General features: G+C 72.9%; 7 protein-coding genes and 1 tRNA gene. 2 read left to right on the forward strand and 6 right to left on the reverse strand.

What is annotated here, in order from left to right; genetic code table 11:
* Positions 1-70: 70 nt before the first annotated feature.
* Positions 71-143, reverse strand: a tRNA-Trp gene (locus ABT053_RS22135).
* Between the two features lie 246 nt (positions 144-389).
* On the opposite strand from ABT053_RS22135, the gene ABT053_RS22140 reads away from it, so the two are divergent.
* Entirely contained in the window at positions 390-1,595 is a 1,206-nt protein-coding gene (locus ABT053_RS22140; RefSeq protein WP_350970966.1) for a pyridoxal phosphate-dependent aminotransferase, read from the forward strand.
* A gap of 177 nt (positions 1,596-1,772) precedes the next feature.
* On the opposite strand, the gene ABT053_RS22145 is transcribed toward ABT053_RS22140, so the two are convergent.
* Positions 1,773-3,812 carry an ATP-binding protein gene (locus ABT053_RS22145; protein ID WP_350970967.1) on the reverse strand — a complete coding sequence of 680 codons (2,040 nt, stop codon included), beginning with the start codon at positions 3,810-3,812 and terminating at the stop codon, positions 1,773-1,775.
* Positions 3,809-5,944, reverse strand: coding sequence for an ATP-binding protein (locus ABT053_RS22150; protein WP_350970968.1), 2,136 nt, complete (start codon positions 5,942-5,944; stop codon positions 3,809-3,811). The genes ABT053_RS22145 and ABT053_RS22150 overlap by 4 nt, the downstream gene beginning before the upstream one ends.
* Positions 5,945-6,706: 762 nt before the next feature.
* Here ABT053_RS22150 and ABT053_RS22155 point away from each other — a divergent pair.
* Positions 6,707-7,726 (forward strand): adenosine deaminase, encoded by a 1,020-nt coding sequence (locus tag ABT053_RS22155; RefSeq protein WP_350970969.1) that lies wholly within the window; start codon positions 6,707-6,709, stop codon positions 7,724-7,726.
* 389 nt (positions 7,727-8,115) lie between these two features.
* On the opposite strand, the gene ABT053_RS22160 is transcribed toward ABT053_RS22155, so the two are convergent.
* The 3 genes from ABT053_RS22160 to ABT053_RS22170 all read right to left on the reverse strand — a co-directional run bounded on the left by ABT053_RS22160 (position 8,116) and on the right by ABT053_RS22170 (position 11,997).
* The gene (locus ABT053_RS22160; RefSeq protein ID WP_350970970.1) at positions 8,116-9,000 is read right to left on the reverse strand and encodes a hypothetical protein; all 885 of its coding nucleotides are present in this window, start codon (positions 8,998-9,000) and stop codon (positions 8,116-8,118) included.
* Positions 8,987-9,559, reverse strand: coding sequence for an RNA polymerase sigma factor (locus ABT053_RS22165; RefSeq protein WP_350970971.1), 573 nt, complete (start codon positions 9,557-9,559; stop codon positions 8,987-8,989). Before ABT053_RS22165 ends, ABT053_RS22160 begins: the two co-directional genes overlap by 14 nt.
* 323 nt (positions 9,560-9,882) lie before the next feature.
* Positions 9,883-11,997, reverse strand: coding sequence for an ATP-binding protein (locus ABT053_RS22170; protein ID WP_350970972.1), 2,115 nt, complete (start codon positions 11,995-11,997; stop codon positions 9,883-9,885).
* Positions 11,998-12,208: the final 211 nt, after the last annotated feature.

A 12,208-nucleotide genomic window follows, 5' to 3' on the forward strand; every position in this document is an offset into this window, starting at 1 on the left:
TCACCTGAATCCATCGAGTCCAACGCACATAAGCGGCGCGCTGGACGCCTGATGCGCGGACCGCTCCTAGCAGGGCACGAGGGACTCGAACCCCCAACCGCCGGTTTTGGAGACCGGTGCGCTACCAATTGCGCTAGTGCCCTAAGACATGAACCACCATACATCGGTTGGACCGAAGTTTGTCCGTGGCTCACGGTCTTGACCGCCGGTTCACGCATGCGGCGGAAAGAACATGCCGGAGTCTACGTGTGAATGGCCACCGCGTCGAACCGACAGGCGATCGCCCAGCTCAGGGACTTTTCCCCGGTGCTCGCGCGGCTCGCGGGGAGGAGCGTCCGCATGGTGGATATGCGGCAGAAACATCAGCACAGGTCTGTAACCATGGAGGTATGACCCGTCCTCGCATCTCAGCGCGCATCTCCGCGATCTCCGAGTCCGCCACGCTCGCCGTGGACGCCAAGGCCAAGGCGATGAAGGCGGCGGGCCGCCCGGTCATCGGCTTCGGCGCCGGTGAGCCGGACTTCGCGACGCCCGGCTACATCGTCGAGGCGGCCGTCGAGGCGTGCCGGAACCCCCGGTTCCACAAGTACACCCCGGCCGGTGGCCTTCCCGAGCTGAAGCAGGCCGTCGCCGACAAGACGCTCCGCGACTCCGGCTACCGGGTGGACGCGGCCCAGGTCCTGATCACCAACGGCGGCAAGCAGGCCGTCTACGAGGCGTTCGCCACGCTGCTCGACCCGGGTGACGAGGTCCTGGTCGTCGCCCCCTACTGGACGACCTACCCCGAGGCGATCAAGCTCGCCGGCGGCGTCCAGGTCGACGTGGTGACCGACGAGACCACCGGCTACCTGGCGGGCGTGGAGCAGCTGGAGGCGGCGCGCACCGACCGCACCAAGGTCCTCCTCTTCGTCTCCCCGTCCAACCCGACCGGCGCGGTGTACACCCCCGAGCAGGTCGCGGAGATCGGCCGCTGGGCCGCCGAGCACGACCTGTGGGTCGTCACGGACGAGATCTACGAGCACCTCACGTACGGCGACGCGACGTTCGCGAGCATCGCCACCGTCGTCCCCGAGCTGGGCGACAGGGTCGTGGTCCTGAACGGCGTCGCCAAGACGTACGCGATGACCGGCTGGCGCGTGGGCTGGCTGATCGGTCCCAAGGACGTCGTCAAGGCCGCGTCCAACCTGCAGTCGCACGCCACCTCCAACGTCTCCAACGTCGCCCAGGCCGCCGCGCTCGCCGCCGTCACCGGCGACCTGTCGGCCGTGGCGGAGATGCGCGGCGCCTTCGACCGGCGCCGCCGGACCATGGTCCGGATGCTCAACGAGATCCCGGGCGTGCTCTGCCCCGAGCCGCTGGGCGCGTTCTACGCCTACCCGTCGGTCAAGGCGCTGCTGGGCAAGGAGTTCGGCGGCAGGCGCCCGGCGACCTCCGCCGAGCTGGCCGAGATCATCCTGGAGGAGGCCGAGGTGGCGGTCGTCCCCGGCGAGGCCTTCGGCACCCCGGGCTACTTCCGCCTGTCCTACGCCCTCGGCGACGACGACCTCGCCGAGGGCGTGAGCCGCCTCGCCAAGTTCCTCGGCCAGGCCGGCTGAGCGCGGCGGTTCCCCGTCCGGTCCCTGTCCGGCCGGTCGAGCACGGCCTCCGTGCGCGTGCACGCGCCGGACGGGGGCCCGGGTTCCCAGAGCCCGGCTTTCCACGGCCCGGTTTCCCGGGACCCGGTCTCCCAGGGCCCGGTTTTCCAGGGGCCGAGCACGGCGCCCTCGGAGCGGTCAGTCCCGCAGAGCGTAGGTCACGGCGCCCTCGAAGTGGGCGGCCGCGCCCTCGTTGAAGGCCCGCCCGTAGGCGGTCTCGCCGATCAGGCACGCGGCGCGGGCCCCGGCGGCCTCGCGGAGCGCGGTCAGGCTGTCGGCCTCGACGGCGGGCGGCCCGAAGGTGGTCCAGATGCGCTGCGCGGCCCCCAGGAGCCAGGCCGCGCGGTGGCCGTCCTCCGCGGCGGCGGCGATCCTGGCGAGTTGGTCGATGGCGAGGACGCTGCCGACCGTGTCCCGTAGCCGCCATTTGACCTCCAGCGCCGCCCTGGCCGCCGCGGAGGCCGCCGCGATGTCCCCCCGGCCGAAAAGTGCCAGGGAGAGGACGTAGTCGTCCATGGCGCGCTGTGACAGCTCCCCCCGCGCCTCGTGGTGGGAGCGCGCCTCGCGCAGGACCCGTACCGCCTCGTCGAACTCCCCGCCGAAGGTGGCGGCCATCGCGAGGAAGGAGGGCAGGAAGAGCGCCCCCGGCGAGGTGGGGTCCAGCCCGCCGGCCACGCGCCGCGCGTACGCCCGCGCCCCCTCCAGGTCCAGGTCCCCGGTGAACAGGCGGGCTTCGGCGAGGGCGAGGAGGGCGTGTGCCTCGGCGTCGACGTCACCGTGCCGCCGGGCGCTCTCGACGCCCTCCTCGGCCCTGCTGCGCGCCAGGGCCATGTCCCCCTGGATGAGCGCGAGATGGGCGGCGACCCAGAGCGGCCTGGACCTGGCCCGGTCGGTGACGGGGGCGGCGGCCAGGGCGCGGTCGAGATAGTGGCGGCCCTCCCGGACGAGCCCCAGATGGCACCAGAGCACCCACAGGGCCCCGGCCAGCTCCAGGGCGCCGACGTGGTCGCCCGCGGTGAGGCAGCGGTCGAGGGCCGCGCGGACGTTGGGCAGCTCCCCTCGGGCCCAGCAGGCCCATGCGATCTGGTCGGGGCCACACCACTCGGCGCCCATGCGCCGGGCGGCGGACAGGTAGTGGTCGCGGTGCCTGCGGATCATCAGGTCGCTCTCGCCCAGCTCGGCGAGCCAGTCCCGGCCGTAGTCCCTGATGGTGTCGAGCAGGCGGTACCGGTCGCCCACGCGGGTGACGACGGATTTGGCCGTAAGCGTGGCGAGGACGCCGGGGACGTCGGGCAGGCGCTCGTCCTCGCACACACCGCGCGCCGCGTCCGTGTCGAAGGCGGCGGGGAAGACCGACAGGCGGGCCCAGAGCAGGCGTTCGGCGGGCGTGCACAGCTCGTGGCTCCAGCCGGCGGCGGTGCGGAGGGTGTGGTGGCGGACGAGGAGCCCCTCGCCGTCGGCCAGCAGCTTGAAATGGACGTCGAGCTGGTCGGCGAGCTGGGTCGCCGACAGGCCGCGCATGTGGCTGGCGGCCAGCTCGATGGCGAGCGGCATGCCGTCGAGCCTGCGGCAGAGCCTGGCGACGGCCATCATGGCCCGCTCGTCCGTGCGCAGCCCGGGGGCCACGGCCCTGGCGCGGTCGAGGAAGAGGCTCGGCGCGTCGTGGCCGGCGAGGTCGGCGGCCTCGGGCGGGGGGACGGGGAAGGGCTCGACGACCATGACGACCTCCAGCGGCAGGCCCAGCTCCTGGCGGCTGGTCACGATGATCTGCACGTCGGGCGCGCCGGTCAGGACGGCCACGACCATGGCGGCGCAGGAGTCGACCAGGTGCTCGCAGGTGTCGAGGACGATGAGGAGCCGCCGGTCGGCGAGATACTCGATGAGGGACTCCAGGGCGGGGCGTTCCGCCTGGGTGTGCAGGCCGAACACCCCGGCGACGCCGTGGATGAGCAGGCCGCCCTCGGTCTCCGAGGAGAGCTCGGCCACCCAGACGCCGTCGGGGTAGTCGTCGCGGACGTTGCGCGCGGCCCGCAGGGCCAGGCGCGTCTTGCCGACGCCCCCGGGGCCGCGCAGGGTGAGCAGGCGCGTCCGGGTGAGGAGTTTCGCGATCTCGTCGAGCTCGGTGGCGCGGCCGACGAAGCTGTTCATCTCGGCCGGCAGGTTGCCGCAGCGCGTCAAGAAAAGTCTCCCTGGAGTGCGTGTTCCACGGCGTCGCGCAGGCTGATCGAACCTCCCCGCGCCTCCAGCCGGTCGAACTCCGCCCTGCCCAGGCGCCCGCGCAGCCTCAGCTCGGCCGCGCGGATCCGGCTCGCGATCATGGGCGAGCGGCTGGGCGGGACGCCGGCGCTCGTCCAGGCGGCGCGGGAGGCCCCGAACATGACCGCGGCGAAGGTGTCGTCGGCGCACGCCTCGGCGATCACGACGAACACCTCCAGCGCCTCCATGAGGGAGATGCTGTCGCCGAACAGGCGGGCCCCGCGCAGGGAGGAGCAGGCGGAGTCGATGGCGGAGTCGGTGTTGCCGAGGGCGTGCTCGGCCTGGGCCAGGAGGAGGTCGAGGCGGATGAGCGTCCAGTAGTCGCCGCAGGACTCGCAGAGCTCGCGTCCCTCGCGCAGGACCGCCACGGCCTGTTCGTGGTGGTCGGCGAGCATCATGGCGGTGGCGACCACGGTGTAGGTGGGCAGGAAACCGGGGAAGACGTTGCCGGTGGAGCGGTGGCGCACCCGGGCGTGCTTGATGAGCCGCAGGGCCTCGACCACGTCGCCCCTGACGACGGCCAGGTGGGCCTGGAACTGGCTGACGTAGGCCGTGGCGTAGCCGTCGGCGTCCTCGGCCGCGCATTCGGTGAGGATGCGCTCGGCGCGTTCGAGGTCGCCGCGCTGGATCGAGACCCAGGCGTGCACCCAGAGGGCCTTGACCCGCTCGGGGCTGGGGGTGTGGTCGAGATCGAGGCCGCGCTGGAGGAGGTCGTCGCCGGGTGCCTGCATGCCGCAGCACGCCCACAGGAACCACAGGTTGCCGACCAGGTCGAGGCCCTTGCGGTACTCCGCCGGCCGGGAGTAGCAGTATTCGATGGCGCCGCGCATGTTGCCGCACTCCAGGACCAGCCTGCGGTACCACTCCAGCTGGCGGCCCTGCCAGCTCATCTCGGCGCGGGCGGACAGCGCGAGGAAGTGGTCGCGGTGGCGGCGCTGGATCTCGTCGGTCTCGCCGAGCCGCTCCAGCCAGACCACGCCGAACTCGCGGACGGTGTTGAGCAGGCGGTAGCGGACCCCGCCCTCGCCCTCCTCGCGGACGAGGACGGACTTGTCGAGCAGGCCGAGCAGCCCGTCGAGGACGTCCTTGACGGCGAGCGCGCCGCCCGCGCAGACCTCCTCGGCGGCCTCGATGTCGAAGGTTCCGGCGAAGACCGAGGCCCGCGCCCACAGGAGGCGCTCCTGCGGGGTGCAGAGTTCGTGGCTCCAGCCGAGGGCGACGCGCATGGAGCTGTGCCGCCGGGGAGCGGCGGCCCGCCCGCGCGGGGTGGCCCCGGCCCGCTCCGCGTGGATCTCGCGCTCGGCCGCGGGGATCGTACGGCCTTCGAGGGCCGCGGCGAGCTCGTCGGGCGAGGTCACGTGGCCGTCGAAGGCGGCGAGCCCGGCGGTGGAGGTCAGGCGGCCGTCGAGGGCGGCGGCGAGCCCGTCGAGGGTGTCGCCGCCGGGTGTGCCCGCGCCGCCGCCGGAGGCGCCGTCGGCCACGGCGAGCCGGATCGCCAGCGGCAGGTTGTCGAGGCGGCGGCAGAGCTCGGCCGGGTCGGTGCCGCCGAGCCTGTCACCGGCGAGGGCGGTGATCAGGCGGACGGCGTCGGCGTCGGGCAGGCCGCCGACCGGGTAGAGGTGCTCGCCGGGCAGGCCCAGCCGCTGCCTGCTGGTGGTCAGGACGCGCAGCCCCTCGACCGAGCGCAGCAGCAGGCCGACCAGGATGCCCGCGGTGCCGACGACGCGGTCGCAGGTGTCGAGGACGAGCAGGGTCCGGCGCGCGAGGAACTCGTCGACCAGGGCCCGCAGCGCGGGGGTGCCCGGCTTGCGGCGGACGCCGATCGCGCCGGCGAGCGCCTCGGCCAGGGAGTCGAGGTCGGCGGGGGCGTCCGACAACTCCACGACGTGGACGCCGCCGGGGAACGCGGGTTCGAGGGTGCCGGCCAGCCGCAGGGCGAGACAGGTCTTCCCGACCCCGGCGGGACCGGTCAGTGTGACGTGCCGGACCCTTTCGAGCAGCGCGGATACGTCGGCGAGTTCTGTTTCCCTGCCGACGAAGACGTCCGCTTCCATGGCAGCCCCAGCGTCCTGACAACGTGTGCCTCCACGGTCGCACGGAGACATGGTCCGCTGAAAGCCCGTTTCCTAAATTTCCTCGATATAACGGGGGATGGGATATGGGCGGGTGTGCCCTGACCCCGGTGACACCCGTCCGAAATAACACCTTAAAACCTATAAATGGGCAATTGGGAAAAGGCCCGCGAAACACCGGGAAGGATCAACGGGGGCGGTCCCGGGGCCGGCCCGGAGAGCCCGGCAGCGGCCCGAGGGGCGGGACTCATCCACACTCATCCACACTCATCCACACTCATCCACACTCATCCACACTCATCCACACTCATCCACGCTCGGCCACACTCACCGCTCTCCCCACTCTCGCATCCTCGCTCTCATCCGTCTCCGTTCTCCCGCATCCCGCTCTCCCGATCCCCGTTCTTCCGCATCCTCGCTCTCCCCCGTCTCCGTTCTCCTCCCGCATCCCGCTCTCCTGACTCCCGTTCTCCCGCATCCCCGGCTTTCCCCCATCCCCGCTCTCCCCATCTCCGCTCTCCCCCATCGACCCTGACCGGCTCTGCGCTCTTGCTCACGTAGATCGCGGTGCGCGGCGACGCCGTGCTCCGTGCGGCCGGGAGCTCGTCGAAGGCCGCCTCGTCCTCTTCCGTCGGCGGCGAGGCCCCCTTCCGCCCTCCCCAACGCGCGAACGGACCGTCAGGTTGACACCAAAAACTCCGGGGCCGTCGATCGGGGCCGGCCGGGGTACGGCACCATATTGAAATGCCACGTCCCCTCAGCGAACTGCCCAAGGCGCACCTGCACCTGCACTTCACCGGCTCCATGCGGCACTCGACCCTCGTCGACCTCGCCCGCGAGCACGGGTTACACCTTCCCGACGCGCTCGAGGAGGACTGGCCGCCCCAGCTGCGCGCGACCGACGAGCGGGGCTGGTTCCGCTTCCAGCGGCTGTACGACATCGCGCGCTCGGTCCTGCAGCGCGAGAGCGACGTCTACCGGCTGCTGCGCGAGGCCGCCGAGGACGAGGCCGCCGAGGGGTCGCGCTGGCTGGAGATCCAGATCGACCCCTCCGGGTACGCGTCGAAGTTCGGCGGGCTCACCTCGGCCATGGAGCTGATGCTCGACGCGACGCACAAGGCGGCGGAGCACGCGGGGATAGGGATCGCCGTCGTGGTGGCCGCCAACCGTACCCGCCACCCTCTCGACGCCAAGACGCTCGCCCGCCTCGCCACGCACTACATGGACCAGGGCGTAGTCGGGTTCGGGCTCTCCAACGACGAGCGGCGCGGCCGGGCCCGCGACTTCGACGGGGCCTTCCGGCTGGCCAAGCGTGCCGGGCTGCTGGCGGTGCCGCACGGCGGGGAACTGCTGGGCGCGGCCAGCGTGGCCGAGTGCGTCGACGTGCTGGACGCCGACCGGGTCGGGCACGGGGTGCGGGCGGCCGAGTCGCCCAGGCTCATGGAACGCCTCGCGGCCCGTGGGATCACCTGCGAGGTCTGCCCGACGTCCAACGTCGGTCTCGGGGTGGCCGAGCGCGCCGAGGACGTGCCGCTGCGGCGCCTGTTCGAGGCGGGGGTGCCGATCGCGCTGGGCGCCGACGACCCCCTGCTGTTCGGCGCCAGGCTGCTGCCCCAGTACGAGCTCGCCAGGCAGGTGTACGGCTTCTCCGACCCGGAACTGGCCGAGCTGGCCCGCCAGTCGGTACGGGCGTCGGCGGCTCCGGACGACGTGCGCGAGAAGCTTCTCCAGGAGATCGACGACTGGCTGGCACCGGCGGGCTGAACGGGCGGGGTCCGGCCCTGACGCGCCGACCGCCGACACGTCAGGTTGGCGGACCGGGCGAACGAGGTCCGGCCGTGACGCGTTGACCGCTGACGCGTCCGGTCGGCGAACCGGGCGGGCGGGGACCGGGCAGGCGGGGATCGGGCGGGCGGGCACCAGGCGGGCGGGCACCAGGCGGGCGGCGAGGAGCTCTGGGCATGACGCGTCGCGTGGTTCGCCGGTCGTCGGCATCTCAGCTCGGCGGGCCTCGGCACTTCAGCCCGCCGGTCGTCGGCACCTCAGCGCGGCGGGCCTCAGCACCTCAGCTCAGCGGGCCTCAGCACCTCAGCTCGGCGGGCCTCAGCACCTCAGCGCGGCGGGCCTCGGCACCTCAGCGCGGCGGGCCGACGTCAGCGGACCGAGCGAGCGATCTCCAGGGCGCGGCTCAGCTCTCCGACGCCCTCCAGGCGCAGGCCGACCCGCTCCCGCTGCCAGATGAGGGTGGGCCCCGCCGGGCGGGGACGGATCACGGCCTGGCCGCCGCTCCTGGGCAGGTAGGTCAGGCCGTGGTGGACCGGGATCCACTGCGCCGTCGCGGCTCCCACACCGGTCTCCTGCGGCCAGGGCGGGCCGAGCTCCTTGCGGAAGACGAGATGGAGGCTGCCGTCGTACTCGTCCAGCCTGAGGCCGGGCCAGAAGAGCGACACCACCCTGCCGCCGTCACTCACCCTGACCTCGGTGGGATCGCCGAGCGCGGCCGGGAGGGAGATCGGGAACGCCACCTGTTCCCGGGCCTGTTCCAGGGTGACCCGCCGCTCGCCGGGCAGCGGCTGGGGCACCCCCGAGGGCAGCGGCCCGGGGGCACCGGTCCTGAACTCGACCCCCGCGAAGCGCAGGATCTCCGCGACCGCGGCCCTTCCCGCGGGCGTCGCTCCCAGCAGCAGGGCGGCGAGGATCGCGACGGCGGCGACCGCCGCCCGCCGACGCGCCCGGCCTCCGGCCCGGAGCGCCCCCCATCCGCGCCGGAGCGCTCCGGGACCGCCGGGAACCGCGGGCGCCTCGGGGACGCGTGTCCCGGAAGCGGGGGTCCCGGGGACCGGCGCCGTCGTCTCGGGGGTCGGCGTCTCGGGGGTCGTCGCCGGGGCCGGTGTTTCAAGAGCCGGTGTCTCGGGGGCGAGCGGTGGTTCGAGGCGGGTCCGTACGGCCCGCGCGACGTCGGCGGGGGGCGGGGACGGGACGTCGAGCGACCGGCCGAGGGCGAGGAGCTGGACTTCGAGGTCGTCAGGTGAGGTCACGGGCCACCTCCTCGCGCAGACGGGCCAGGCCGCGGGAGGTCCGCGACTTGACGGTACCGACGGGAAGGTCGAGCACCTGGGCGGTCTCGGCCTCCGACAGCTGTAGGAAGTACCGACAGACCACGGTCTCGCGTTCCCGTTCGGGCAGCGTACGCACCGCGTCGAGGAGCCGGGCCCTCTGGTCCGCCGCGGCCGCCGCCTCCTCGGGCCCCTCGCCCTGTGCGGGAACGGTCTCGGTGAGCCGCGCGGCCAGCCTGTCGCGGCGTCCGCGGGAGCGGGTCAGGTTGTGCGTCTCGTTGGCCACGATCCGCAGCAGCCAGGGGCGGAAGTGCGCGTCCCTGCGGAAGGAGACCAGGTGGCGGTACGCCTTGACGAACGCCTCCTGGACCACGTCCTCGGCCTCGTCGGCGGCCCCGAGCATGGCGGCGGTGCGGTGTGCGAGCGCGCTGTAGCGGGTGACCAGCACCTCATAGGCGTCCAGATCACCGGCGAGCGATCGGGTGATCGCCTCATCGTCGTCCGTCGGGGGCTCCTTCGCGGATGTCGTGAGAGATTCCACCGCATACGAGCCTTTTGCGGAAGTCCCTGTCCGAGGACACGATCGGAATCGCCGGCCGGGGCGGGTGCTTTCAGCGGTCAGTGGCGTCGGGCATGGACGACCGCCACCTCCGGATCGGCCTCATGGGGCACGACCGGAATCGTCGACCGGGGGCGGGTGTCTTCGGCGGTCGGTGGAGGGCACAGGCGACCGACGCCTCACCAGAGCACAGTCGGAATCGCCCACCGGAGCGGGTGCTTTCGGCGGTCAGTGGAGGGCACAAGCGACCGACGCCTCACCAGAGCACAGTCGGAATCGCCCACCGGAGCGGGTGCTTTCAGTGGTCAGTGGAGGGCATAGGCGACCGCCGCGTCCGGGTCGGCTTCGTAGCCTTCGGCGAAGACCGCGTCGTAGGTCTCGTCGCCGAGCAGTTGCCTCGCCGTCCGCTCGGCGACGGTCCTCGGTTCGGACATGCCCTCGGAGCCGAAGCCCTTGAGCCCGAAGATGGCCCACAGCCGTACCCCCGCGCCCTGGAGCCTGGCCGTGCGGCGGCCGTCGCCCTCGACCGCGGCGATCACCGCGAGCTGGTCGACCGCGAGCGCCACGCCGGTGGCGTCGCGCAGGCGCCACTTGACGTCGAGCGACTGCCGGGCGGCCTCCGCCGCCTCGGCCACCCTGCCGAGGCCCAGCTGGGCGATGGACAGGACGTAGTCGCCGCAGGCGCGGGCCCAGCGTTCGCCGCGCGCGTCGCAGAGCCGCTGCACCTCCTTGAGCACGGAGACCGCCCTGTCGAACTCGCCGCGCCAGGTGACCGCCATCGCCGCGGTCACCAGGGCGAGGGGTTCACTGACGGTGGCGGCGTCGGCCCGGCGGAAGTACTCGCGGACAAGCTCGACGCAGGGTTCGACGTCCTCCAGGGCGCCGGAGCACAGGGAACTGCTGGCCAGCCGGAGCTGGGCGTGCCCGGCCGCCGCGTAGTCGCCCCAGTCGAGGGCCGCGGACAGCGCCGCCTCCGCCCGGCGGCGGCCCACCTCCAGCTCTCCCCTGGCGATCGCCACGCAGCCGTCGGCCCACAGGAGCCGGGGCAGGCCGGGATCGGTGACGGGAGCCGCCTCGATCGCCCGTGTCATGTGGTAGCGGCCCTCGTTCAGCCGGCCCAGGCAGAACCAGAGGATCCAGAGCGTCCCGGCGAGCTCGACGGACGTCGGGGAGGCGGGGTCGAGGGCGAGACGGAGGTCGGTCATGGAGAAGGCGAGCCTGGCGGCCCACTCCTCCTGCGCAGGGCCGTACCAGTCGGCCTCGGCCCTGCGCGCCAGGTCGAGGTAGTGGTAGCGGTGCCGCTGCGCCAGCCGGGCCTCCTCGCCGAGCAGGGCGAGCCGCTCCCTGCCGTACTCTCTGACCGTGGCGGGCTGCCGGTAGCCGCCGGGCACGCGGACGAGGAGGAACCTCTCCGTCAGGCTCGCCAGCAGGCCCGGTACGTCGTCCAGGTGCTCGTCGCCGCACACCCACTCGGCGGCGGCCGTGTCGAAGCTTCCCGCGAAGATCGAGAGCCTGGCCCAGAGCAGGCGTTCCTCCGGGGCGCACAGCTCGTGGCTCCAGCCGATCGCGGCGCGCACGATCCGGTGGCGGTGGACCGGCCCCCGGCCGCGGAGGACCTCGAAGCGCTCGTCCAGGTGGTCGGCGAGCCGCTCCACCGGCAGGGATCTCAGCCATCCGGCGGCCAGCTCGACGGCGAGCGGCACGCCGTCCAGCCGCCGGCAGATCCTGGCCGCGGCCGTCCTGACGGCCCCGGTTGTCTCCGGGCCGGGCACCGCGTCCCCGGCCCGGTCGAGGAAGAGGCGGAGTGCGTCGTTCTCCTCCGGTTTCTCCTGTCGCTCCGGTTTCTCCGGTCTCTCCGGGGGGTCTCCCTCCTGCTCCAGCCTCTCCGTTCCCGGGCCCTGCGCCCCCCGGGTGGGTACGGCGGGTGTCTCGAAGGGCTCGACGGGGAGCAGCGCCTCCCGGGGCAGCCCGAGCGGCCGGTGGGAGGTCGCGATGATCCGTACGCCGGGTGCACCCGCCAGGATCTCCCTGACGAGGTCGCGGCAGGCAGGCAGGAGGTGTTCGCAGGCGTCGAGGACGAGCAGGAGCCTCCTGCCCGCGAGGAACTCGACGAGCGTCCCGGTCTGCGACCTCGCGGACCGCTCCGGGAGGCCGAGGACGGCGGCGACCGTGTGGGCGAGCAGATCGCCGTTGCGCTCGCCGGAGAGCTCCACCAGCCAGGTGCCGTCCGGGTAGTGCTCCTGCCGTTCCCGCGCGGCCCTGACCGCGATCCGTGACTTGCCGATGCCACCGACACCGGTGACCGTGGTCAGCGGCGTGTCGGCCAGGAGCTTCAGCAGCCGCCGGACCTCGCTCTCCCTGCCGACGAGTCCGTTCGTCTCCGCGGGCAGGTTCCCGCGCCACCATTGGATCTGTTCCATCGATTCGCGCTCCTTTTTCCACTCACCGGGAATCGCACCCTTTCCAAATCACGAACCGACCGGACCGCCATTCTCCAGAGGGGTTTCCTTGTCCCCCGGTGCAAATCTCACCGCCGGGTCGAGGCCGAACTTCTCCCGTACGGCGTGAGCCCTGGAAATGCTGGTGCTTTATGGCTGATTCGGCGGAGCCGGTAATCGGGGTGGGAACGGG

Source organism: Streptosporangium sp. NPDC002524, assembly GCF_040295985.1.
Classification (GTDB): Bacteria; Actinomycetota; Actinomycetes; order Streptosporangiales; family Streptosporangiaceae; genus Streptosporangium.

Coding starts and splice junctions, on each gene's coding strand:
- ABT053_RS22170 (WP_350970972.1), bottom strand. CDS start 11,997: ATGGAACAGATCCAATGGTGGCGCGGGAACCTGCCCGCGGAGACGAAC.
- ABT053_RS22150 (WP_350970968.1), bottom strand. CDS start 5,944: ATGGAAGCGGACGTCTTCGTCGGCAGGGAAACAGAACTCGCCGACGTA.
- ABT053_RS22155 (WP_350970969.1), top strand. CDS start 6,707: ATGCCACGTCCCCTCAGCGAACTGCCCAAGGCGCACCTGCACCTGCAC.
- ABT053_RS22140 (WP_350970966.1), top strand. CDS start 390: ATGACCCGTCCTCGCATCTCAGCGCGCATCTCCGCGATCTCCGAGTCC.